Source organism: Pseudomonas sp. SZ40, assembly GCF_052958135.1.
Map to the genome: position 1 here is coordinate 57,645 of NZ_JBQWIF010000016.1, position 24,453 is coordinate 82,097.

The window sequence follows — 24,453 nt, forward strand, 5'->3', positions numbered from 1 at the left end:
TACTCCCCGATGTTTTTAACAATATTGATGAAGTCTTTGATGTCCAACTGGTCTGCGTAGGTAACCAGGTACTCTTCAAAATAACTTTTGGTATCACGCAAAGATACCGAGGGCGTCACCATTATCTGATATACCCTCGCTGTGACCTTGGCCGATTGCGCAAAACTCTGCTTGTAGACGGAAAGGAGACAAATTTATTTATGAGGCTGCTGTCCGATTTTGGCCGGTAGCTGCCCTTCTAAGCGGTAGCAGTCGGCCAATAAGCGCCGCTCAGTAGAGTGTGCTCGCCAAAAGTCATGCGCCGTTACGCGTGTTCCGACGCTACGAAAACTCGGCAATATAAAGCGGCGGTTGCTGCATATACGCGTTCAGGTCAACGCGGCCACGCTCATTTTTTGCCTGATTCCACATAGTATTGAGCGGCTCGAGTAACGGCCGCACGTTCAACAACTGTCGCACCTCACTGCAGTAAGCTGCGCGCTCGGCGTCAACGCCTGATTCCGGATAGCGTGCAACCAACACCAGAAAGCAATTCAAATAAAACTGAGCGCCTTCGTCATTTTCGATATTGATCATGTGGGAAGCATCCATGCTCCTGACCCAATGTGCGCCCATATAGTTATACAGGCAGTAGCTGTTGCTAGGGGTTGTGCCATCCAGCCACCTGCAGGTGTCTGCGTAATAGATGCGACCATAGTGGAATTCAGGGTCGAATAGCTTTTTACCGTTGTGCAGCAGATGCTCGCTGCCGGGTGTTTGCCCGCTGAGAAAGTGGTAAAGCTTTTTCTCGCAGCCCCCCATAAAGCCCAGCGGCGGAATTACGTCGGAACCAAAGTACGGTTCGCTACCGTCGTAATGACGGGCTCCTGCATGTCGTACCAGGACTTTGTAAGACTCGGCAATGCTTGAGGCGATTATGTGATCGCCAAGACGCTTTCCGCCCACTTCTTCCCAAGAGCCACCATCGCCCGTTGGCACTATGCTGACGTCGGTAGTCCATTCCTTGGGGCCCGCAAGCAAGCGCTCGGTAATCCTCACCCATCCCTCAATACTCTGATCCGGGGCCAACCACAGGCGATAAACCAAAGGCATCGGATCGTCCTCATAGGGACGGATATTGGGCTCTTTGCCTCGAAGGAAATAGGCCTCGAATTTCTTCAGGGGAACCCCGCACTTGGCGTACCGCAGGCGAAACTCTATATCTGTCCAAGCGGCTTTGCGCAGCGCCGACTGTTCTTTGTTGAGGTGACTTTCCTGCGCAGAGGAAGGCTGGAAAGAGGGCACCCTATGAGGTGCCTCTTGCTCAGAAACGTCCGCCTCCGGCACGCTGGAGTACTTCTTGCGTAGGGCCTTGAACCGAGTATGAGCCGCCTCGGGCACGTAAATACTGGTGCAGGCGTTGTCGCCGTTGTGAAAGTCTACCCAGCGCCCCAGAAAGTTCGCGCGCTTGGCGAAACGATTCAACGCCTTGACGAAATCGTCGGAGAACCAATCTGAGTGCTCCACGCCACTGACCTTGATGCGCTGCTTTTTATCGGCGTGGCGGAACGTTAGCGTCAGGCTGTCCCAACCATCCTCGGAGTTGGCTTCAACGTGCGAAGGCTCAAATACACCGCCGCTGGCTTCAGCGTAGGCAAGTAAAAGACGTGGATAGGCGCCGATAGGAGCCTCTCCCTGCTCTTCCGTATGACTGACGGTGCGATGCGCAAACAGCGCTTGCAGATAAAAGCTGGCGTCTTGTGGATGTGGTTGCTGAGCGGCTGATAACGCGGGGGCGTCCATACCCAGCTCATGCTCATCGGAAAGCACTTGTAGCGCTTTGAGAAATGCCGAAGAAGCTTTGTCGTCCAGTTGCATCCATTCGCCCTCTCTAGGCCCCTTGATTCCTTTAGGTTTCATTGCCGCGTGCCCCGCTGGTGAGGGACACAGAAAACCGCTTGAAATCTAACAGATGGGTTTGACCAATCGCTACGGTAAGGCGTCACAAACTTAGCAAATCAGTCGACTGCATGTGGTGTGGGCACGATAAGCTAACCATCTGTTTCTGCCCGTAAACCTTTTGTTTGCGACCAGCCGCTTTTGGCCGGTTGCAGCCGGTGGCAGCAGGCAGCTACCGGCCAAAAGCAGTCCTTGGGGGGCTCTTAGAGGCTTGGTACAAATCGGTCTGGCAACCAAAAAAACCGCCTAAGCGGGTTCCTCCGAGTACATTTGACTGATGAACCTATTTCAGAACTTTATTGATCTTTTCGATCAGGGTCTTGAAATGATTGCGTTCGACGTCTGTCAAGTCATTAGCACTATGTTCACGTGTCCAACGGATATATGCCTTACCCAACTTGTATTTCGAAAAACTGCTGCTCGCGGAACTGAGTAGGTCAATGATCGGGCGGGCCGGTTGTGCTGCAGCCTCGCTGGTCACATCAATATCTAGCGATTCCTTGGCAATCTTGATCAAGGTATCGCGCAGAAGATCTTCAACTTCTGGCTTGGCGACAGGGCCAGAATAGGCGTCCTTAGTCCGCAGGATACTTTTGTTGCCGATAGTGTGAACCAGCGTCTCCTGCTGTGCCGCCTGGTCACCGGCCGTATCAGAATCCAGTAGCGCCGCCACTTTGAAATTCTGTGCATAGAGTATGGTGGCGTAATACACCACCTTCCCCGCACTGGCAGCTGGGATAAGAGCGATTTTATCGTTCAGGCTGATAAGGTTAGCCGCGTGCAGCAGCGCAGAGGTTGCCTCCAGATACCAGTAGTCTGTTAGTCCCTCCAGTACCAAGTTCCGCTCCTGAGTGAATAGACTCTGCGCTAGGTCATAACCCAAGGCTTCCTGTAGTGGCAACAGTGCCGCTGGATCGCCCGAGGCAACTGTCGTATGCACCTTAGTGCCGGCCTTGCGATCAGCCATTTCTACCACCCGAACTAGATCCAGTTCGTCAGGGCCTACCAGAAAGGGAGAATGGGTGGTATAGAGCGTCTGGTTGCCTTCAGAAAGTCGACCAATTGTCGAGCGAAACTCGCGCTGCTTTAGCCCATGAAGGGATAGACCTGGCTCATCCAGCAGCAGGATAGCGTTGTTGTGTTTGCCGGCAGCCTCGGCGAAGAACACCACAAAGAATGAAACTAGCCATTGGAACCCCTCGGAGCGCTGATGCAGTTCGATCTCGACACCGAGGTCATCCTCCACAACCACTTTGAGATACTGCCCGTCGGCTGAGATACGGAGTTTATCAGCCTCGGCTCGTCCTACCCGAGGACGCCAAACGGATCGTATTTCGTCGGTCAACTGCACGCTGGCGGCATTCAGTTGGTAACTACGATTGTCCAATTGGTCACGGTAGCTCTGAAGAGCTGCGGCGTTGTTCGCCGGTGGCGGCGCTGCTTTCCCGAGATCGGAGAGTTGCTGAGCAGTGAAGCCCAACAACTTCAGGAGGCAAACGTTGCCATAGTCATATTGATCGTCGTCCAATAGGTTGCTGGCGAGGCGCTGGGCTAGATGATCGAGTTGGATTAATGGCTTAACTCGATAGTAGTTGTTAAATAGCACGAACACCGGTTTACGCTTGTCCAGTGTCTCTAACGCAGTGACTCGGTCGAGGTGAGCGTTAGTAACTTCGACTAGTTTGTCGAACCGCTCTTCTTCAGCTTCGCTACCCTCGTCAACTAGCGGTAGGATTTTGTCCAGCCATGCCTTGAGTGGCTTAGCTCGGTCTCCATCTATGGTAGTAGTGCTAGTCCATCCCGAAGTTACCGCCGCCAAATCCTCGCTCGGTGCAGGCCCTTCGGGAGCAGTTGTTTTAGCGCGAGGATCAATATGAGCGCACAGGCGCGTCAGGTCTTTTGAAATAGAGGCGTAGGTGGGAGTCTCAGGGGCATCATGTAGCGTATTCCAGGCAGAGTTATCCAGCCTTCTGCCGAAAACGTACGTCACCCCACGCATGGCCTCCGGAAGGGCGGCGCGGTCTTCGTCATCCAGCTCAAACTCGACCTCAACTACCTTCACGCTCTTTGGGTCAACACGTCCAGTAGTGATGTCGTTGTATTTGGAACGCGGATAGTCACGAAGAGCATCAAACTTGGGCACATTCTGCGGAGGATTGATTTGCTGGAGGGCCTGGAGTATTGCCGACTTGCCGGCCTCATTCGGGCCCACAAAAATTGTCTTAGCGCTTTCCACATCGAACCAATCGGTGTCAATGATGCTTCGATAGTTGGTGACTCTTGCCCGCTTCAACCGCATACAACGTTCTCCTCAATACCTTCCAGTGGTCTCCAAGATCGAATTGGAGCACGCCATGAGCCGTATAGCGCCGGACTTACCTCATGTCTCAGTCAGATCGATACTATTCTAGAAGGAGCGCCTTAGACCAGAGGCGCTCAAAGCCTCATTTCTGGGAGCTAGGGCTGACACTGACGCATTTGGCAGTTTGTATCGGTCAGGTTTCCGACGCTGGCTAAAGGCAGCTTTGGGTCGATTTCAGGCAGTTACGGCAGGCAGCTATTGGCCGATAGCAGTCCCTCAGCTCCCCCGCCCTCAAACCTTGCCCACCTCCTCCCCGCCAAGTTACAGTCCCCCCGTCACGGTAAATCCCGTGACCGGGTGTAGGAACCCGTTTTCCACGAAGGCGCGGTAGCGCCATAGCCGAGAGCAGGCGCTTTTTTTGTGCCTGCTGTTTTCTCGTGCATTTATGGCGGGCCGTGTGAGGCAGGCTTCGGCCTGGCCGGCGTCCTTCGTGGCCGGTATTCCTACCCTTGCACGGTCCGCCACCCATACCCGTAGGAAGGTTGGTTGGCGGCTCCTTAAATTCACGAAGGAGCATAAGGATTATGCATTTTCCCCTTTTTATCCAAGGGCCCCGCCCTGGGCTGTTGGCTGTCGTGTCGGCTTCCGTTCTGGAGGTGCTGCATGAGCCGCTTTGAGTCTGTCGTTATCCCCTTCCCAACGCCGCCAAACCCGTTGCCAAGCCATGTGGCCGATGATTGCCGGATACAGGCTACGGCGGATTGCCCGGGCAACATTATTGGCTGGGCTGCTCAGCGAACTGATCGCGCTCTGTCGTCGGGCAATCAACCAGGCGCGCAGGAGGGCCGAGCATGACTGACCTCCTCCCACTCTCCAGCAACCCAACCACGACAGCGGTGATGCTGATCGATGGCAGTTGCTCGTACATGGACCTGCAGGAAAGCGTCGAGCAGCGCCTCAGAGCGGTGTGCGGTCTGCTGCATAGTCTCGCCGCCATGAACATCACCCAGGCAGACGCTCTGGACGTGCAACACATAAGCGAAGCCGCGTATCTGCTTAGCGCAGATGCCTGGGATCTGGTCCGGGCCGCTCACAAGGCCGCAGTGCGGGAAGCGCGTCAGGGGTAAGGATTGGAGCGGGCAGGCAGTTGCCCTGCCCGCTCCATACTGGCGTCTGTCATTGCCAAGCGTTCAGGCGAGTCTGGGGCAAAGCGATAATTGGGGAGTAACGATCGAGGGAGTGGTGTGAGCGTTGAAATAGGTCGACTGGCCGCCGCTACGGACGTTGGAGACTTGACTCACGGGTTCGCCAATTGCGGTCTGCGCGCGCCGCTGCAAAGTATTTACATCCGGTTTGACGCTCTGCCAACCCACTACGGCTAGCGCAAGCAACGCCATTGAACCGGACTCCACAGGATTGATCTCCCCTCTCTCAAACCACCGCAGCGGCTACGGCCTTGGAACGCCAGGCAAAGCCCAGCACCATCAATAGCCCCAGCCCCGCCATCGCAGCACCCGCCAGGGAAATCGCCGGATAGCCCAGCCCTGCGTTGATCACCGCGCCGCCCAGTGCCGCACCAATCGCGTTGCCGAAGTTGAAGGCACCGATATTCACCGCCGAGGCCAGGTTGGGGGCGCCCTTGGCCGCTTCCATCACGCGCATCTGCAGCGGCGGCACGATGGCGAAGCTGGCGATGCCCCAGATCAGGATGGCCACGGCGGCTGGCAGCGGCCAGCGCATCAGTACGGTGAACGCCAGCAAGACGATAATCAGCACGCTCAGCGAAACGATCAGGGTGCGGTCGATGGAGCGGTCGGCGGCCTTGCCACCCCACATATTGCCCAGCGTGAGACCCACGCCGTACAGCACCAGCATGGCGGTGATAAAGGCGGTGGACGCGTGGGTCTCGCTGCTGAGGATCGGCGCGATATAGGTGAATACGGTGAACATCGCGCTCGAGCCAACTACGGTCAGGGCCAACGCCCCCAGCACCGGGCCACGGCCCAGCGCGCGAACTTCGGCCATTACACCGACGCTTTTCGGCGCCGGCAGGTTGGGCAAGGCGAACCACAATGCGGCCATGGCCACCACGCCGAGGCCGGTGATCCCCCAGAATGCGGTGCGCCAACCGAACACTTCGCCAAACCAGGCAGCCAGCGGTACGCCACCGATGGTCGCCAGGGTCAGGCCCATGAACATCGCCGCCACCGCGCCGGCACGTTTTTCCGGGGCGACCACGCTGGCGGCGACGATGGAGCCGACGCCAAAGAACGCGCCATGGTTCAGTGAGGTGACCACCCGGGCGACCATCAGGCTGTAGTAATCGGTCGCCAGGGCGGACATCAGGTTACCCAGGGTGAAGATCGCCATGAGGCCGATCAGCAGATAGCGCCGGGGAATTCTGCCGGTGGTCAGGGTCATCAGCGGCGCGCCGAGCAGTACGCCCAGGGCGTATGCACTGACCAGCAGGCCTGCGGCAGGAATGGATACGCCAAGATCCGCAGCGATGCTCGGCAACATGCCCATGGGGGCGAACTCGGTAACGCCGATGCCGAAGGCACCAATGGCGAGTGCTACGAGGGGTGGATTGATCTGCATGAGAGGCTCCTTATCTATGCTGCGAATGCTACGATCAAGCCTTTTCATGCGGTAGATGGCATTTCTGGAAAGCACCTTTGCTTACGGAGCACAAATGGACTTCAACGGTCGGTCAGGTGAAATGGGCGTGTTCGTCACGGTGGCGCAGGAAGGCAGCCTGTCGGCCGCCGCGCGTGCATTGGGGCTGACACCCTCGGCGGTCAGTCGGATCATCGCGCGTACCGAACAGCGTCTTGGCACTCGCTTGCTGCTACGCACCACCCGGGCGATCACCTTCACCACCGAGGGCGAGGCTTACCTGCGCGGCGCCCGGCGTATCCTGGCGGACATGGCCGAGGTCGAAGACGCCATCGCCGACCAGGGCGTACCCAGGGGCCGCTTGCGGGTCAGCGCCGCCCTTGGCCATGGGCGGCTGGCCATCGTTCCCCTGGTGGCGGCCTTCAGCGCGCGTTACCCGAACATCACCGTCGACCTGACCCTGGGTGACGAAGTGGTCGACATTCTTGGCGGCCAGGCGGACGTGGCGGTGCGCTTTGGCCATCTGCCCGACAGCCCACTGACCGCGCGCAAGATCGGCGACACCGGCCAGGTGGTGGTGGCCTCGCCCGAGTATCTGCAGCGCCACGGCACGCCCCAGGAGCCGGAAGATTTGTTGAAGCACAACTGCCTGCGCTTCAACTTTCGCCGTGCCGAGCCCAACTGGCCGTTCGTGCGCGAGGGAAACGAGTTTTTCATGAAGGTCAGCGGCAACATCGAATGCAGCAGCGGTGAAGCGCTGGCACAACTCGCACGGGTAGGTGCCGGCATCGCCCGCATTGGCGAGTTCAGCGTGAGCGAGGATCTGCAGCGCGGTGACCTGATACCGCTGCTGGAAGCCTGGAACCCGGGCGACCGGGAACCTATTCACGCGGTGTTCGTGGGCGGCTCGGCAATGCCGGCGCGAGTGCGGCTGTTCGTGGATTTTCTGGTCGAGCATCACCGGCTGTAGGCGCAGAACTGACCGTACGGGAGCGGGCGGAGCGATCTGGCTGATGGCTGCAACACCTTTGTGGGCGCGCGCCATGCGCGCGAAATCACGGGCATGGCCCGTTCCCACAGGCCGTACGGTGGATCGCGCTATAATGATCCAGCGCCGCAACGGTTCAATGGTGGACGGATAAAGCGTCGTCCACCCTACGATTGATGGCTGCAGCGCCTTTGTGGGAGCGCGCCATGCGCGCGAAATCACGGGCATGGCCCGTTCCCACAGACTGTACTGTGGATCGCGTTCTAGTGATCCAGCGCCGCAATCGTTCAATGGTGGACGGATAAAGCGTCGTCCACCCTACGACTGACGTTTGCAGCACCTTTGTGGGAGCGCGCCATGCGCGCGAAATCACGAGCATGGCCCGTTCCCACAGGCCGTACGGTGGATCGCGTTCTAGTGATCCAGCGCCGCAACGGTTCAATGGTGGACGGATAAAGCGTCGTCCACCCTACGACTGGCGGTTGCACCACCCTTGTGGGAGCGCGCCATGCGCGCGAAATCACGGGCATGGCCCGTTCCCACAGGCCGTACGGTGGATCGCGATCGCATTCTAATGATCCAGCGCCGCAACGGTTCAATGGTGGACGGATAAAGCGTCGTCCACCCTACGACTGGCGGTTGCAGCGCCTTTGTGGGAGCGCGCCATGCGCGCGAAATCACGGGCATGGCCCGTTCCCACAGGCCGTACGGTGGATCGCATTCTAGTGATACAGCGCTGCAACGGTTCAATGGTGGACGGATAAAGCGTCGTCCACCCTACGATTGATGGCTGCAGCACATTTGTGGGAGCGCGCCATGCGCGCGAAATCACGGGCATGGCCCGTTCCCACAGACCGTACGGTGGATCGCGTTCTAGTGATGCATCGCCGCCACCCTATGGTGGACGGATAAAGCGTCGTCCACCCTACGACTGATGGCTGCAGCACCTTTGTGGGAGCGCGCCATGCGCGCGAAATCACGAGCATGGCCCGTTCCCACAGGCCGTACGGTGGATCGCATTCTAGTGATACAGCGCTGCAACGGTTCAATGGTGGACGGATAAAGCGTCGTCCACCCTACGACGGATGGTTGCACCACCTTTGTGGGAGCGCGCCATGCGCGCGAAATCACGGGCATGGCCCGTTCCCACAGACCGTGCGGTGGATCGCGTTCTAGTGATGCATCGCCGCCACCAACCAATGGTGGACGGATAAAGCGTCGTCCACCCTACGACGGATAGATGCAGCGCCTTTGTGGGAGCGCGCCATGCGCGCGAAATCACGGGCATGGCCCGTTCCCACAAAGCGTATGGTGGATCGCGTTCTAGTGATGCATCGCCGCTACCACCCAATGGTGGACGGATAAAGCGTCGTCCACCCTACGACTGACGGTTGCAGCGCCTTTGTGGGAGCGCGCCATGCGCGCGAAATCACGGGCATGGCCCGTTCCCACGAAGCATATGGTGGATCGCGTGCTAGTGATGCAGCGCCTCTACCACCCAATGGTGGACGGATAAGGCGTCGTCCACCCTACGTGCTGCATCAGTGATTCACATAGAGCAGAAACAGCAGGTACAACCCGAAGCCTGTGACTGGCAGCAAATGCCACAGGTTGGACAGCCAGGGCGCCGTGTTCAGGTAGCCGACGATCAGCAGGCACGCGGTAAAGATCGAGACAGCTGGTAGCAGAAGCATCAGGCTCGCCAGCAGGCGATCCTGGAAGGGTGTCAGTTCGCTGTTGTTGGCGAGCGCCGCGGCGGAAAAGACCACGATCAGGCCCTGCAGGCCTGCGAAGAACAACTGGCCAATCACGCCGATGATCAATGCCGTGAGCGACATGGGCTCGCTTCCTTTCATTCAACCGGTTGCAGGTTGCCCAGCAGTTTGCCAGTGAGTGCATGCAGCTGCTGTTTTTCCTCGTCACTGAGGGCAGCCAGAACGCGCTGCAGGTTATCGACGTGGGCACCGAGCATGCTGTCGATCAGTTCAAAACCTGCCGGCGTCAGCGCCACCAGAATGCCGCGACGGTCACTGGGGTGGCGGCGGCGTTCGATCAGCCCGGCCTTTTCCAGGCGGTCGATGCGGCTGGTCATGCCGCCCGAGGAAATCATCGCACTCTCGTACAGCGCTGTGGGCATCAGCGCGTAGGGTTCGCCTGATCGGCGCAGGGTGGCGAGCAGGTCGAACTCACCGGCCTGCAGGCCGTGCGCGGCGAAGAACGGCAGCAGGTGATCACGGCTGATCACCTGGGACAGTTCACCCAGCCGACCGATCACCGCCATGGAGAACCCGTCCAGATCCGGGCGTTGCTGTTGCCACTGCGCGGCGGCCAGTTGTGCACGATCTTGCATGTCGCCCTCGATTTATCTTGCCATCAAGATACTTTTCAAAAAGAATGTTGCCATCTTAACGTATTCATCGGATGAGGCCAGCCATGTCACCTGCCAATTCACGCCCCCTGCTGGCACTCTTGCTGCTACTCGCCATCGGTGCACTGATGGGGCTGACCAGCAATCTGGTGAAATTGGCCAGTGCGGCGGGCTGGGCACCGGTGGCCTATCTGTTGTGGAGCCTGCTGGGTGGTGGCCTGCTGTTGCTGGTGTTCACCCGCCTGCGTGGCGAAGCGCCCGGCCTGACCCCTCGCCTGCAACGCTACTACCTGGCCTCGGGCCTGCTCAGCATCGCCCTGCCCAATGGCCTGCTGTTCAGTTCGATTCCCCACGTCGGTGCCGGCTTCGCCTCCATGTGCCTGGCGTTTCCGCCGCTGATCACCTACCTGCTGGCTCTGGCGCTGCGCATGGAGCCGCTGAGCCGCGTGCGCCTGCTGGGTATCTGCATTGGTCTGGGCGGCAGCCTGTTGCTGGCTTTGGACAAGCTGCACAGTGGCGATAGTCCGCTGCTATGGATAGTCGCCGCGCTTGCCGTGCCGGTGTTTCTGGGCCTGGGCAATATCTACCGTTCGCGCTACTGGCCAACGGGTGCCAGCCCCCTGTCGCTGGCGCCCGGCATGTTGCTCGGCGGCGCCCTGCTCCTGCTGCCGCTGGCACTGTTCGACGTCAGGCTCGCCCCCACCCTGGACAGCGGCCTGGCGATCACCCTGCTGCTGGTGCAGATGGCATTGTTCGCCATCGTCTACGCGCTGTATTTCGTGCTGCAGAAGCTCGCTGGCGCGGTGTATCTCAGCCAGATCGGCTCGGTGGCGGCAATGCTGGGCGCGGCCATGGCGGTGACGCTGCTGGACGAGCGCGGCAGCCTGAACATGCTGCTGGCGGCGCTGTGCATCGTCGGTGGCGTGCTGCTGGTGGCCTGGCGTGGTGCCCAGGAGAACAAACGATGAAACGCCAGTCGCTGCTGCTGATCGCTATCGTGCTGCTCGGCCTCAACTTGCGCCCGGTACTGGCGGCGGTGGGCCCGCTGCTCGACCGCATCCAGCTCGACAGCGGCCTGGGCCATATTGGTGCCAGCCTGTTGACCAGCCTGCCCATCGTCATCATGGGCCTCGGTGCACTGGCGGCCAGCACCCTGCGCCGCTACTTCGGCGAGCGCACTGGCATCTTCCTCGGCGTGCTGCTGATCGCCCTGGCCTGCCTGGCACGCGGGCTGCTGCCCGAGGCAACGCCACTGATCGTCAGCGCATTGCTGGCCGGCGCCGGTATCGCCTTCGTGCAGGCGTTATTGCCCGGGTTGATCAAGGCGCGCTTCGCCGCGGACAGCGGCCGCCTGATCGGTTTCTACAGTTGCGCGATCATGGGCGGTGCGGCCTTCGGTGCGGCGCTCACCCCCTTGCTGGCGCAATGGCTGGGGTGGTCCTGGGCACTGGCGGCCTGGGCACTGCCTGCCCTGGCAGCCGCCGCGCTGTGGTGGCGCGCCGCACCGGGCGAAGCGCCTGCGACAACGGCCGACCTGCCGCATCTGGATCTCTGGCGCTCGCCACGCGCCTGGCTGCTGCTGAGTTTCTTCGGGGTGGGCACCGCTGGCTACACCCTGGTACTGGCCTGGTTGCCGCCCTACTACACCGCCCTGGGGTGGAGCGCCCAATCCAGCGGCCTGCTGCTGGCTGCACTGACACTCTGCGAGGTGACCGCCGGGCTACTGGCATCGAGCCTGCTGGCGCGCTTCGCGGACCGCCGCATTCTGCTCGGCGTGGTGCTGGCATCACTGCTGGCGGGGCTGCTTGGTTTGCTGATCGCGCCGCTGCAGTGGGTCGTGCCGATCTGCATCCTCGTGGGCATCGGCATCGGCGCGCTGTTCCCGCTGTCACTGGTGGTGGCCCAGGATCATCTCGACGACCCACGCCAGACCGGCGATCTGCTGGCCTTCGTGCAGGGCGGCGGCTACCTGATCGCCGCTTGCGCCCCACTGCTGGCGGGCCTGCTGCGCCAGTACACCGACGACCTGCGCCTGAGCTGGCTGGCCATGGCCGTCGCCACTCTGGCGCTGATGGTCATGGCCGCGCGGTTCAAGCCGGGTAGCGGGCACTTCCGCACGCGAACCGGCTGAGGTGGTCAGGCGTGTCGGTCACGCAGATACGCAGTGACCGATGCTTCGTCGCCGGCGAACTCGATTCGCTCGGCCTTGCTGTCACGCTGATAGGCGTACATCGGGTCGTAATATTCGCGCAGCAGGCCTTCGATCCAGCCGCGGTGCAGGTCAACCTTGCCGCTGCGCTGCTGCTCGGCCAGCGCGGCCTGCATGATCGCCAGAAGACGCTGGTGACGCTCGCCCCCCAGACGTTTGTGGATGTTGTTCAAGCTCTGCAAAAGGCGCTCGGCGAACATGTCGAAGCCCTGCTGCGCTCCGTGCACGCGAATGAACTCGGCGCAAAGATCGACCACGTAATCGCGCTGAATGCGCTCGACACGGTTGTCGAAACAGTCCTCTAGCCAGACCAGCGGATAACCCTGCATGCCCTGGTACAGCCCCAGCGGCACATTGCAGCTGCCGACGATACGGCCTTCATCCTCGACCACGAATTGCTCGATACCCGCTGCGCGCTTTCTGAGGATGTCGACGGCCAGAGCGTTCTCGAAATCGATCTGCGCAGGCTGAGCGGTGGCGCGCTTGCCGAAGCTGGAGCCACGATGATTGGCATGGCCTTCCAGATCCAGCGCATTGGGCAATTGCACCAGCACGTCGGTCTTGCCGGTGCCAGTCATGCCGCCAAGCATGACGAACTGGCATTGCGCCACCGCCTGCTCGAGGGTTTCCAGCAGAAAGGTGCGCATGGCCTTGTAGCCACCCACCACCCGCGGATAATCGATGCCGGCTTCTTTGAGCCATTGCTGGACGATCTGCGAGCGCAGCCCGCCGCGGAAGCAGTACAGGTAACCCTGCGGGTTGGCCCGCGCGAACGCTGCCCAGGCCTCGACACGCTCGGCCTTGGTCTGGCCGCCAACCAGTTGGTGGCCCAGCTTGATGGCGGCTTCTTGGCCGTGCTGCTTGTAGCAGGTGCCGACTTTCTGCCGCTCCAGATCGGTCATCAGAGGCAGGTTGAGCACACCGGGAAAGGCACCTTTGACGAACTCCACCGGCGCACGGGTATCCATCATCGGTACATCGGTGAGAAACAGCTCGCGGTAGTTGTGGGCGTCGTCACGCATCAGAACACCTCTACCGCGTGACGCTGTCGCTCGACCAGCACACCGATGGGCGCCAGCTCCAGCCCCAGCTCAGCGGCGAGCGCAAGGAACTCGGCACCGCTCTGCTCGCTGACGGCGATCAACAGACCGCCGCTGGTCTGCGGATCACAGAGCAGGTCGCGCTGCTCGTCACTGAGCGCCTCGATACGCTCGCCATAACTGTCGAAGTTGCGCAGCGTGCCGCCCGGTACACAGCCCTCGGCAAGGTAGTGCTCGACGCCCGGCAGGCGCGGCACGGCGGCGTAGTCCAGGCGCGCGCTGAGCCCCGATCCGTCCGCCATTTCCACCAGGTGGCCGAGCAGGCCGAAACCGGTCACGTCGGTCATCGCGGTGACGCCTTCGAGCTTGCCGAAACGGCTGCCCGGCTTGTTCAGGGTGCACATCCAGTCACGGGCCAGGCCGACGTCTTCGGCGCGTAGCTTGGCCCTTTTCTCGGCCGTGGTGAGGATGCCGATACCCAATGGCTTGGTCAGATACAGGGTGTCGCCGACCTGGGCGGTGTCGTTGCGCTTCATGTGGCGCTTGTTCACCACACCGGTCACCGCTAGCCCGAAGATCGGCTCCGGCGCATCGATGGAATGCCCACCGGCCAGCGGGATGCCGGCGGCATCGCAGACGGCGCGACCACCGCGGATCACTTCACATGCGACCTCCGGTGGCAGCAGGTTGACCGGCCAGCCGAGAATGGCGATGGCCATCAGCGGGTCGCCGCCCATGGCGTAGACATCACTGATGGCGTTGGTGGCCGCGATGCGGCCGAAGTCGAACGGGTCGTCGACGATCGGCATGAAGAAATCGGTGGTCGAGACCACGCCTCGCTCTTCGTCCAGCGCATACACCGCGGCGTCATCACGGGAGGCATTGCCCACCCATAGATTGGGGTCGAGATTCTGGGCGCCGCTGCCTGCGAGGATCACCTCCAGTACCTTGGGGGAAATCTTGCAGCCGCAACCGGCACCATGGCTGTACTGGGTCAGGCGGATCGGCTCACTCATGAAGATACCTCGCACGTGAAGAGGGGCGAATTCTACCAGCCCGGGGGCGCCGTCGCGGAGCAAAGGAACGAGTCGAGCCGCTCCTGGCCTCTTGCAGGCTGCCGCCCGGCGCGCTTTGCAAGCCACTGCAGTGAGCAACGCCTCACCGACTGTCTATGCTCCAGATACATGCCGAAGCGCCTGCATACTGGAGGATGACATGACCGACAACAAAAATGAGACGCGCGCACCTTCGCTGGAAGAACCAAACGATGCGACCCCGCCAAGCAGCACGGCGGCCCGCTGGAAGCTCATCGGCCCCGGCATCGTGGTGGCGGTTACCGGCGTAGGCGCCGGCGACCTCGTGGCGACCCTGATCGCAGGCTCCCGCTTCGGCTATGCACTGCTGTGGGCAGCCATCGTGGGCTGCATCGTGAAGATTGCCCTCGCAGAAGGCTCGGCACGCTACCACCTGGCGACCGGATCAACGATTCTCGAAGGCTGGCGCTCGCTGGGCAAATGGACGTACTGGTACTTCGGTATCTACATAGTGATCTGGGGCTTCGTTTACGGCGGCACGGCGATGAGCGCCACGGCGCTGCCTCTGGCCGCCTTGTTCCCGGACGTGATGCCATTCTGGATGTGGGGAGCGTTATCGGGAATCGCGGGCGCAGTATTCGTCCTGTTCAACCGCTACAGCGCTTTCGAAACGGTCATGAAGCTGTTCATCGGCATCATGTTCGTGGTCGTCGTCGGTCTCGCCATTCTGGTCATGCCGAACCTCGGCCAGGCGCTGACCGGACTGATGCCGACCATTCCCGAAGGCTCGGCGATCTACACGCTCGGCCTCATCGGCGGCGTTGGCGGCACCATTACCATGGCGTCCTACGGCTACTGGGTACAAGCCAAGGGTTGGCGTACGCCGGCCTGGATGGGCATGATGCGGCTGGACAACCGCGTAGCCTACATAGCGACCGGTATCTTCGTGATTTCGATGCTGATCGTGGGCGCCGAGCTGCTTTATACCGCACAGGTCACCCTCGCCGGCGGTGACCGCGGCCTGCTCGACCTGGATGAAATCCTGCGTGAGCGCTTCGGCAGCGTGGTGTCCATCCTGTTCCTCGTCGGCTTCGCCGCGACCACCTTCTCCTCGATCCTGGGTGTGTGGCATGGTGTGTCGCTACTGTTCGCCGACTTCGTACGCCAGGTTCAGGGCGGCGAGCAGGCCAAGGGTGCGCAGCAGGACCTGGAAAGAACTCCTGCCTTCCGCTTCTACGTGCTATGGCTGACCTTCCCGCCGATGATACTGCTCACTCTGGGCCGGCCATTCGGCCTTGTGATCGCCTACGGCGCCTTCGGCGCGTTCTTCATGCCGTTCCTGGCACTCACGCTGATCTGGCTGCTCAACTCGAAACGGGTCCCGATGGAGTGGCGATCGGGCTGGCTGTCCAACGGCCTGCTGGGCATCGCCGCCGCACTGTTCGTGGTGCTCTGTCTGAACGAACTGATCCGACTGATCGGCTAAGCCCGCGAGGTCGCCCCTGCGGCGCTCGCCGCGGGCGGCGACTGCCCCTATACTTGCCTCGCGCGTGTCGCGTACAGGCAGCCCCTACGTCCATCCAGCCCCAGCGGAGCGGTTCCAGCGCATCACCGCACAGGCAAGCACGCCGCACACACCCTCTCGTTTTTTCCGCTATTGAACCGGAGAAGTCCCATGCTCAAGCGCACCCTGGCGCTCGCCGCCGGCCTCGCCCTGTCCGTTTCCGCCCTGACCAGCTTCGCAGCCGAAACTCTGCGCGTTTCGGCCATTCCCGATGAGGCGCCGACCGAACTGCTGCGCAAGTTCAAGCCGCTGGGTGCCTATCTGGAGCAGCAATTGGGCATGAAGGTAGAGTTCGTCCCGGTGGCGGACTACCCCGCAGTGGTCGAAGCGCTGGCCACTGATCGCCTCGACCTGGCCTGGCTGGGCGGCTTCACCTTCGTGCAGGTGCATCTGAAGACCGGCAATGCGATCCCGCTGGTACAGCGCGAGCAGGATGCCCAGTTCACCAGCAAATTCATTACCGCGGACCCGAGCGTGAAGTCTCTGGCTGACCTGAAGGGCAAGACCTTTGCCTTTGGCTCGGTATCGTCCACCTCGGGCAGCCTGATGCCGCGTTACTTCATGCTTCAGGACGGCATCAAGCCAGAAGCCTTTTTCAGCCGAGTCGCCTATTCAGGTGCCCATGACGCCACTGCCGCCTGGGTGCAGGCTGGCAAGGTCGATGCCGGTGTACTCAATGCCAGCGTGTGGGACAAGCTGGTCAACAGTGGCAAGGTCGACGCCAGCAAGGTCAAGGTGTTCGCCACCACGCCGACCTATTTCGACTACAACTGGACGGTACGCGGCACCCTCGACCCGGCGCTGGCCGAGAAGATCAAGCAGGCCTTCCTGGCACTCGATCCGGCCAACCCGGAGCACAAGGCAATTCTCGACCTGCAGGCGGCGAGCCGCTTCATCGACACCAAACCCGAGAACTACAAAGGCATCGAAGAAGCTGCCCGCGCGGCCGACCTGCTGAAATGACCCTGCGGCTGTCCGGCATCGGCCTCACGCACGGCAACGGTGTTCAGGCATTGCACGATCTGCACCTGAACATCGAGCGCGGCGAGCAGGTGGCCATCATAGGTCCGTCCGGTGCCGGTAAGTCCAGCCTGCTCAACCTGCTGGCTACCGCGCTGGCACCTAGCACGGGCGAAGTGCAGGTGCTCGGCGAGCATCCCTGGCGGCTGTCCAGTGGCCAGCGACAACGCCTGCGCGCACGTATCGGGCTGATTCATCAGGCCCCGCCACTGCCCTCGCGTCAGCGGGTGCTCACGGCAGTACTGGCCGGCAAGCTAGGCCAGTGGGGTCTGTTCAAGAGTCTGCTCAATCTGCTGCACCCGCTGGATATTCCAGGCGCCCGTGCCGAGCTGGCCAAGCTGGATCTGGCCGATAAGCTGTTCGCGCGCTGCGGTCAGCTGTCTGGCGGCCAGTTGCAGCGGGTCGGTATTGCCCGGGCGCTGTATCAGGCACCAGCGCTGCTGCTTGCCGACGAACCGGTGTCGGCGATGGATCCACGCTTGGCCGAACACACCCTGTCCCTCCTGTGCAGCCACGCACGGACCCGTCAGGTGACGTTGGTAGCCAGCCTGCATTCGGTCGAACTGGCCCTGGCACATTTCCCGCGGGTGCTTGGCATCCGCGATGGGCAGGTGGTCTTTGACCTGAGTACCGCCGAGGTCGACAGGCAGCGCCTGGATGCCTTGTATGCCAACGATCAGCTCGCCCCGCCAGCCCGCCCGTACAGCGAGCCGTCCACCAGCGCCTGGGCGCCACGATGCTGAGAGGTGATCGACGCGATCCCGCAGCACGTTCACGCCTGCTCCTGAGCCTGCTGGCCATTGCTCTGCTATGGCCGGGCATCAAGCTGGCCGAGCTGGATCTGTCGGTATTGCTGCAGCCGGAGAGCACCCAGTCGATGGGTAATTTTATCGAGGGTTTCTGGCCGCCGGCACACGATGCCGACTTCCTCACGTTGCTGGTGCAAGCCACCCTGCAGACGCTGGCCATTGCCACTGCTGGTATGGCTCTGGCGTTGTTGCTGGCGGTGCCGGCGAGCCTGCTGGCCAGTCGCGCCCTGTCGCTGTCGGCGGCGTCGCGTGGTGGCCTGCCCAGCCTGCTCGGTCAGGGGCTGCGCTGGCCAGTACGCGGCTTGTTGATCATTCTGCGCAGCGTTCCGGAAATTGTCTGGGCATTGCTGTTCGTGCGCGCGGTCGGCCTGGGCCCTACCGCAGGCGTGCTGGCCATCGCGATCACCTATGCGGGCATGCTCGGCAAGGTGTATGCGGAAATATTCGAATCGGTGGATCAACGGCCGATGCATGCCCTGCTGCAATCGGGCAGCGGGCGCCTCGCGGCATTCGCCTACGGGGTGTTACCCAATGCGGCAGCCGAGTTGACCTCTTATACGGTGTACCGCTGGGAATGCGCCGTGCGTGCTTCGGTGGTAATGGGCTTCGTCGGTGCGGGAGGCCTCGGCCAGCAGATCGATCTGTCCATGCGCATGTTCGCCGGTGCTGAAGTCGCCAGCATGCTGCTGACCTTCCTGATGCTGGTGCTGCTGGCCGACCAGCTCAGCCGCCTGCTGCGCGGCAGATTCGCATGAGGCGCCTGGGCAATGGCTTGCTGCTGCTGACCATCACCGCCGCGGTGATCGGCTCCTTCCTCTATCTTGGCCTGGATCTGCTCGGCCTGTTCAGCGGCGACAGCCTGGCGCAGATGGGTAGCTACGTGCTGCGCTTCATGAGCCCGGACCTGAGTAGCGAGCACGTGCAGGCCACCGTCCGAGGCGCCAGGGAAACCTTGGCCATGTCGGCACTCGGCACCCTGCTCGCCGCCGTACTGGGGCTGTCCCTCGCCCTGCCCGCGGCCGGTCGCCTGGGTTGGCTGCTGCAAAGCGTCACGCGCTTGCTACTCAACGCGCTGCGGGCCATTCCGGAGCTGGTCTGGGCCGTTCTGATGGTTCTGGCCGCTGGCCTGGGGCCCAACGCCGGCACCCTGGCCCTGGCCCTGCACACCACCGGTGTGCTCGGCAGGCTATTCGCTGAAGCACTGGAAAACACGCCACCGGAACCGGCGGCCGCTATCCGCCTACAGGGCGCAGGGGCCTGGATGGCATTCTGTTATGGGACCCTGCCCTCCCTATGGCCACAGTTGTTGGCGTACACCCTGTATCGCTGGGAAAACAACATCCGTATGGCTGCGGTCATGGGCTTCGTCGGCGCAGGCGGATTAGGCCAGATGCTGTACGTCAGCCTCAGTCTGTTCCAGGAGGCCCAGGCCAGCACCGTGATCCTAGCCATGGTGCTGCTGGTACTCGCCGTCGATGCCTTCAGTGGCTGGACGCGACAACGCTGGGTGCGCAACTAATCTGTGAGTCACACGCTGTCGTCAGTGTCCGATGCCGAACAGCGCTTTTTCATTTCCGAGGTTCCACATGTCGTCACCCCGCGTCGGCTTCGCCTGCCAATACCGCCACCCTGATCGCAGCTTGCCGGCCGGCGAGTTGAAAATCATCGAGGCGGCGTTCAACCCGCGCACCACCACCCTGCGCTGGATGGACAGCGTCGCCCAGGCGGCCGCGCACGCCAAGCTGGTCGAGATCGTCGAGCACAACCTGCAGGCTCAACTGCGTCTGCTCGCCTATGTCGCGAGCCTGCCGAAGCCGTTGCAGATGCTGCGCCTGAGCAGCGACCTGCTGCCGTTCTACAGCCACCCGAAGGTCAGCGCCTTCTATCAGGACCCGACCATCCAGCGGCGCCTGATCGAAGGCTTCGCGGCGATAGGCGATGCCGCCCGCGCGGCGAATATTCGTCTGTCCATGCACCCTGGCCAGTACTGCGTGCTCGGCTCCGACCGCCCGGATGTGGTCGAGAACAGCATCGCCGAGTTCGAGTACCACGCCGACATGATCCGCATGATGGGCTACGGCCGTCAGTTTCAGGATTTCAAATGCAACCTGCACATCGCCGGCAAGCTGGGTGGTGAAGGTACTCGCGCCGTCTGGGCGCGCCTGTCTCAGGAAGCGCGCCACTGCATCACCTTCGAGAACGACGAGAAGACCTACGGCGTCGACGCCTGCCTGGCCCTGGCCGATCTGGCGCCGGTGGTGCTGGACGTGCACCACTGCTGGATCCATGAGGACGACTACATCGACCCGCACGCTGACCGTGTGGCGCGCATCATCGACAGCTGGCGCGGCGTACGGCCGACCATGCACCTCTCGCAGCCACACGAAAGCCTGCAGGAGCTGGGGCTCAGCGCCGAGCGCAAGCTGGAAATGCCCGAGGTGATGAAGGTCGTGCCGAAGCGTGAGCTCTATGGCCACAGCGCGCGCATGTGGAACCAGTGGACGAACGAGTACGTCATGCAATTCCTCGACCGCTTCGACATCATGTTCGAGTCCAAGGACAAGAACGTGGCGACCCTGGAGTTTTACGAGCGGTATCTGAAAGCCGAGTAACCGGAGTGTGCTTGCTTAGCCTGGATCGAGCGTAGCGACACCCGGGAATTTGCCCTGGGTGTCGCTTCGCTCAACGCCAAGCGACGAGTGTCGAGGAAGCGCCGCCCGCACAACGCGAAAGGCCCTGCAGTGCAGGGCCTTTCGTGACAGCGCGCAGGGCTACTTCTTGCCGAGTTTCTTGAGTTCCTCGTCACGCAGTTCGCGGCGCAGGATCTTGCCGACGTTGGTGGTCGGCAGGCTCTCGCGGAACTCGACCTGCTTGGGTCGCTTGTAGCCGGTGAGGTTGTCGTGCATGTGCTGCAGGACTTGCTCCTTGGTCAGGGTCATGCCCGGCTTGACCACTACGAACACCTTGATCGACTCGCCGGAGCGCTCGTCCGGTACGCCGATGGCGGCACACTGCAGTACGCCTGGCAGGGTCACCAGCACTTCTTCCAGCTCGTTCGGGTAGACGTTGAAGCCGGACACCAGAATCATGTCCTTCTTGCGGTCGACGATGCGGATGTAGCCATCGGGCTGGATGATGCCGATGTCACCGGTCTTGAACCAGCCATTGGCGTCGATCACTTCGTCAGTGGCTTCCTGGCGCTGCCAGTAACCCTTCATCACCTGCGGGCCCTTGATGCACAGCTCGCCGGTTTCCCCCAGCGCCAGATCGTTGCCCTGATCGTCGATCACCTTGAACAGGGTCGACGGTGCCGGAATGCCGATGGTGCCCAGCTGGATATTGGTAATCGGGTTCACCGACGCTACCGGGCTGGTTTCCGTCAGGCCGTAACCTTCGCAGATGGCGCAGCCGGTCACCTGTTTCCAGCGCTCGGCAGCCGCTTGCTGCAGCGCCATACCGCCGGACAGGGTGACCTTGAGCCTGGAGAAGTCGAGCTTCTGGAAGCCTTCGTTGTTGCTCAGCGCCACGAACAGGGTGTTGAGGCCGACGAAGCCGCTGAACTTGAACTTGGACAGGTCCTTGATCATGGTCGGCAGATCACGCGGGTTGGTGATCAGCAGGTTGTGGTTGCCACAGTGCATCATCGCCATGCAGTGAAAGGTGAAGGCGTAGATGTGGTACAGCGGCAGCGGCGCCACCAGGATCTCGTTGCCTTCGTTGAGGTTGGAGCCCATCAGCTCGCGGCACTGCAGCATGTTGGCGATCAGGTTGCGGTGGGTGAGCATCGCCCCCTTGGCGACGCCGGTGGTGCCGCCGGTGTATTGCAGCACGGCGACTTCATGGGCGGCGGGGTTGGCTTCGCTGACGGCTTTGCCACGGCCCTGACTCAGGGCGTCGGTGAGTTTGATGGCGGCAGGCAGGCTGTAGGCCGGCACCATCTTCTTCACGTACTTGACCACGGCGTTGACCAGCAGGCGCTTGATTGGCGACAGCATGTCGCCGACCTCGGTGATGATCACCGTCTTCACGCCGGTCTTGGGGACTACCTGCTCGGCCAGATGGGCCATGTTGGCCAGGCAGATCAGCGCCTTGGCGCCGGAATCCTTGAACTGGTGTTCCATCTCACGGGCGGTGTACAGCGGGTTGGTGTTGACCACCACCAGCCCGGCACGCAGCGCGCCGAAAACCACTACCGGGTATTGCAGAACGTTGGGCAGTTGCACGGCGATGCGGTCGCCAGGCTGCAGATCCGTGTGCTGCTGCAGATAGGCAGCGAAGTGACCGGAAAGCTCGAACAGCTCGCCGTAGGTCAGGGTCTTGCCCAGATTGGTGAAAGCGGGCTTGTCGGCGAAACGCTGGCAGGACTGCTTCAGCACCGCCTGAACGTTGGGGTACTGGTCGGGATCGATCTCGGCCGCGATCCCCTCGGGATACTTGTCCGTCCAGAAGTTTTCGGTCATGGACACCCACTCCTAAGCAACTGCTTGTCTTCACCGCGTATGCGGTTGTTTGTTGTATGTATGCCTGCCTGTTCGCCCCTGTGAGGCGCGAAGCGGGCCGAGAGTAGCAGAGTTGCCAGATACCGACCAGAGCTCGAAAAGGCCGGACAGTACTGAAAATGACCATAACAAAACAAACGGTCACAAAACTTTTTCACTCGTGATCGATTGGCAGAAATCATCGAACGGCAGGCAACGCCCATGATAGACGCCTGCAGCTTTTCCTGCCGGACCAGATTGGCAATCGCAGATGTACGTCAAAGAGAAGTGACCGCTGCAGCTCATCGGCCTCGCTCGCACTGCCTGGGGCGAGCGAAGGACACCCGGGACGGGCTCCCGGATGTCATCGCGCAGTCGGGGTTTCAGGAGCCCTTATGGATTGTCGCGCAGCTCGCGCCGCAGGATCTTGCCCACGTTGGTCATCGGCAGCGCGTCCCGGAAGACAATATGCCGAGGTACCTTGTAGCCGGTGAAGTTGTCCTTGCAGTAAGCCTTGAGCTCCTCGGCCGTCAGGCTCTCGTCGCGCTTGACCACGAACAGCTTGACCGCCTCACCGGATTTTTCATCGGGTACGCCAATCGCCGCGCAGCTGGCCACCTTGCTGTGGGCCATCACCACGTCCTCGATCTCGTTGGGGTACACGTTGAAGCCGGAGACGATGATCATGTCCTTCTTGCGGTCGACGATGCTCACGTAGCCGCCTTCATCGATCACCGCGATATCGCCGGACTTGAACCAGCCCTCGCGGTCCAGCACCTCGGCGGTGGCCTCCGGCCGATTCCAGTAGCCCTTCATTACCTGCGGCCCCTTGATGCACAGCTCGCCCCGCTCGCCCAGCGGCAGCTCGTTGCCGTCGTCGTCGATGACCTTGAAGGCCGTGGCCGGCACCGGAATGCCCACCGTGCCAAGCCGTGCATGCTCGCCATAGGGGTTGGCACTGGCGATCGGCGAGGTTTCGGTAAGCCCGTAGCCCTCGACCACCGCGCAGCCGGTCAGGCTCTGCCAGCGCTCGGCAGTGGCCTTGACCAGCGCGGTGCCGCCGGAATTGGTGACCTTGAGGTGGCTGAAGTCGAGCGTCTTGAAATCAGGGTGATCCATCAGCGCCACGAATAGAGTGTTGAGCCCCAGCAGCGCGGAGAAGTCCCATTTGCCCAGCTCCTTGATGAAACCCGGAATGTCCCGGGGGTTGGTGATCAGCACGTTGTGATTGCCGTTGACCATCATGCACATGCAATTAACCGTGAAGGCATAGATGTGATAGAGCGGCAGCGGCGCGATCATCACTTCCTGGCCACGCTTCATCAGCGCAGTGCCGTCAGGCCCGTGCTGGGACATGCAGGCATCGGCCTGCAGCATGTTGGCGATCAGGTTGCCGTGGGTGAGCATGGTGCCCTTGGCCACTCCGGTGGTACCGCCGGTGTATTGCAGTACGGCTATATCGTCATGGGTGGCGGTGACCGGGCGAACCGATAGGCTGGCACCCTCGCGAAGCACCCGCTTGAACGACAGCGCCTGGGGCAGATGGTAGTCGGGCACCATCTTCTTGACCTTCTTTACCACGGTGTTGACCAGCCAGCCCTTGAGCGTGGGCAGCAGGTCCCCCATGCGCGCTTCGATCAGGTACTCGATCTCGCTGTCGGGTAGCACCTCCTGCACCAGCTTGCCGAACATGTTCAGGTACACCAGCGCACGCACGCCGGCATCCTTGAACTGGTGGCGCATCTCCCGGGCGGTATACAACGGGTTGGTGTTGACCACGATCAGCCCGGCGCGCATCGCCCCGAATACGGCGATGGGGTACTGCAGCACGTTGGGCATCTGCACGGCGATGCGATCCCCCGGCTCGAGGTCGGTGTGCTGCTGCAGGTAGGCGGCGAAAGCACCGGAAAGCCTGTCCAGCTCGCCATAGCTCAGGGTTCTGCCCAGGTTGCTGAAGGCGGGCCGGTCCGCGAAGGCCCTGCAGGAGCGCTCGAACACCTCGAGCACCGACCCGTAGGCGTTCATGTCGATATCGTTGGGCACGCCAGCGGCGCGTTTATCGTTCCAGAAATCAGGCTGCATTGTTG

19 protein-coding genes are annotated in these 24,453 nt (G+C 61.6%); 10 read left to right on the forward strand and 9 right to left on the reverse strand.

Going from position 1 to position 24,453, the window contains the following annotated elements:
* Window positions 1–321: 321 nt before the first annotated feature.
* Together ACT9T4_RS14455 and ACT9T4_RS14460 are read right to left on the reverse strand one after the other, a co-directional pair.
* Entirely contained in the window at window positions 322–1,857 is a 1,536-nt protein-coding gene (locus ACT9T4_RS14455) for a hypothetical protein (RefSeq protein WP_499117597.1), read from the reverse strand.
* A gap of 364 nt (window positions 1,858–2,221) precedes the next feature.
* On the reverse strand, window positions 2,222–4,237 hold the full coding sequence (locus ACT9T4_RS14460; RefSeq protein WP_499117599.1) for an AAA family ATPase: 2,016 nt from the start codon (window positions 4,235–4,237) through the stop codon (window positions 2,222–2,224).
* A gap of 854 nt (window positions 4,238–5,091) precedes the next feature.
* Between ACT9T4_RS14460 and ACT9T4_RS14465 the strand changes: the two genes are divergently transcribed.
* Window positions 5,092–5,367 carry a hypothetical protein gene (locus ACT9T4_RS14465; protein WP_499117601.1) on the forward strand — a complete coding sequence of 92 codons (276 nt, stop codon included), beginning with the start codon at window positions 5,092–5,094 and terminating at the stop codon, window positions 5,365–5,367.
* A 304-nt stretch (window positions 5,368–5,671) separates the two neighbouring features.
* Here ACT9T4_RS14465 and ACT9T4_RS14470 read toward each other — a convergent pair whose 3' ends face one another.
* Complete coding sequence (locus tag ACT9T4_RS14470) at window positions 5,672–6,838, reverse strand: MFS transporter (protein ID WP_499117603.1); 1,167 nt, start codon at window positions 6,836–6,838, stop codon at window positions 5,672–5,674.
* A gap of 94 nt (window positions 6,839–6,932) precedes the next feature.
* On the opposite strand from ACT9T4_RS14470, the gene ACT9T4_RS14475 reads away from it, so the two are divergent.
* Window positions 6,933–7,826, forward strand: a complete 894-nt coding sequence (locus ACT9T4_RS14475) for a LysR family transcriptional regulator (RefSeq protein WP_042552165.1) — start codon at window positions 6,933–6,935, stop codon at window positions 7,824–7,826.
* A 1,559-nt stretch (window positions 7,827–9,385) separates the two neighbouring features.
* Here ACT9T4_RS14475 and ACT9T4_RS14480 read toward each other — a convergent pair.
* A complete protein-coding gene (locus tag ACT9T4_RS14480) occupies window positions 9,386–9,682 on the reverse strand; it encodes a hypothetical protein (protein ID WP_042552164.1) in 297 nt (98 codons plus the stop codon).
* Between the two features lie 14 nt (window positions 9,683–9,696).
* A complete protein-coding gene (locus ACT9T4_RS14485) occupies window positions 9,697–10,194 on the reverse strand; it encodes a MarR family winged helix-turn-helix transcriptional regulator (protein ID WP_042552163.1) in 498 nt (165 codons plus the stop codon).
* 83 nt (window positions 10,195–10,277) lie between these two features.
* On the opposite strand from ACT9T4_RS14485, the gene ACT9T4_RS14490 reads away from it, so the two are divergent.
* A complete protein-coding gene (locus ACT9T4_RS14490; protein WP_499117606.1) occupies window positions 10,278–11,180 on the forward strand; it encodes a DMT family transporter in 903 nt (300 codons plus the stop codon).
* Window positions 11,177–12,343, forward strand: a complete 1,167-nt coding sequence (locus tag ACT9T4_RS14495; RefSeq protein ID WP_179537672.1) for a cyanate transporter — start codon at window positions 11,177–11,179, stop codon at window positions 12,341–12,343. Before ACT9T4_RS14490 ends, ACT9T4_RS14495 begins: the two co-directional genes overlap by 4 nt.
* A gap of 5 nt (window positions 12,344–12,348) precedes the next feature.
* Here the strand turns inward: ACT9T4_RS14495 and mnmH are convergent, their stop codons facing one another.
* Together mnmH and selD are read right to left on the reverse strand one after the other, a co-directional pair.
* Window positions 12,349–13,443, reverse strand: a complete 1,095-nt coding sequence (gene mnmH / locus ACT9T4_RS14500) for a tRNA 2-selenouridine(34) synthase MnmH (protein WP_042552160.1) — start codon at window positions 13,441–13,443, stop codon at window positions 12,349–12,351.
* Complete coding sequence (gene selD, locus ACT9T4_RS14505) at window positions 13,443–14,477, reverse strand: selenide, water dikinase SelD (RefSeq protein ID WP_042552242.1); 1,035 nt, start codon at window positions 14,475–14,477, stop codon at window positions 13,443–13,445. The genes mnmH and selD overlap by 1 nt, the downstream gene beginning before the upstream one ends.
* A gap of 199 nt (window positions 14,478–14,676) precedes the next feature.
* On the opposite strand from selD, the gene ACT9T4_RS14510 reads away from it, so the two are divergent.
* The 6 genes from ACT9T4_RS14510 to uvsE all read left to right on the forward strand — a co-directional run bounded on the left by ACT9T4_RS14510 (window position 14,677) and on the right by uvsE (window position 20,500).
* Entirely contained in the window at window positions 14,677–15,981 is a 1,305-nt protein-coding gene (locus tag ACT9T4_RS14510; RefSeq protein ID WP_042552159.1) for an Nramp family divalent metal transporter, read from the forward strand.
* A gap of 189 nt (window positions 15,982–16,170) precedes the next feature.
* Window positions 16,171–17,022: a putative selenate ABC transporter substrate-binding protein gene (locus ACT9T4_RS14515; RefSeq protein ID WP_042552158.1), complete on the forward strand. Its 852-nt coding sequence runs from the start codon at window positions 16,171–16,173 to the stop codon at window positions 17,020–17,022.
* Window positions 17,019–17,822: a phosphonate ABC transporter ATP-binding protein gene (locus ACT9T4_RS14520; protein ID WP_042552157.1), complete on the forward strand. Its 804-nt coding sequence runs from the start codon at window positions 17,019–17,021 to the stop codon at window positions 17,820–17,822. The genes ACT9T4_RS14515 and ACT9T4_RS14520 overlap by 4 nt, the downstream gene beginning before the upstream one ends.
* On the forward strand, window positions 17,816–18,643 hold the full coding sequence (locus ACT9T4_RS14525) for a PhnE/PtxC family ABC transporter permease (protein ID WP_042552156.1): 828 nt from the start codon (window positions 17,816–17,818) through the stop codon (window positions 18,641–18,643). The genes ACT9T4_RS14520 and ACT9T4_RS14525 overlap by 7 nt, the downstream gene beginning before the upstream one ends.
* A complete protein-coding gene (gene phnE / locus ACT9T4_RS14530) occupies window positions 18,640–19,407 on the forward strand; it encodes a phosphonate ABC transporter, permease protein PhnE (protein ID WP_042552155.1) in 768 nt (255 codons plus the stop codon). Before ACT9T4_RS14525 ends, phnE begins: the two co-directional genes overlap by 4 nt.
* A gap of 67 nt (window positions 19,408–19,474) precedes the next feature.
* The gene (gene uvsE / locus ACT9T4_RS14535) at window positions 19,475–20,500 is read left to right on the forward strand and encodes a UV DNA damage repair endonuclease UvsE (RefSeq protein ID WP_499117610.1); all 1,026 of its coding nucleotides are present in this window, start codon (window positions 19,475–19,477) and stop codon (window positions 20,498–20,500) included.
* A 159-nt stretch (window positions 20,501–20,659) separates the two neighbouring features.
* Here the strand turns inward: uvsE and fadD1 are convergent, their stop codons facing one another.
* Together fadD1 and fadD2 are read right to left on the reverse strand one after the other, a co-directional pair.
* Complete coding sequence (gene fadD1 / locus ACT9T4_RS14540) at window positions 20,660–22,348, reverse strand: long-chain-fatty-acid--CoA ligase FadD1 (protein WP_499117612.1); 1,689 nt, start codon at window positions 22,346–22,348, stop codon at window positions 20,660–20,662.
* A 411-nt stretch (window positions 22,349–22,759) separates the two neighbouring features.
* Window positions 22,760–24,448 carry a long-chain-fatty-acid--CoA ligase FadD2 gene (gene fadD2 / locus ACT9T4_RS14545; protein WP_499117613.1) on the reverse strand — a complete coding sequence of 563 codons (1,689 nt, stop codon included), beginning with the start codon at window positions 24,446–24,448 and terminating at the stop codon, window positions 22,760–22,762.
* Window positions 24,449–24,453: the final 5 nt, after the last annotated feature.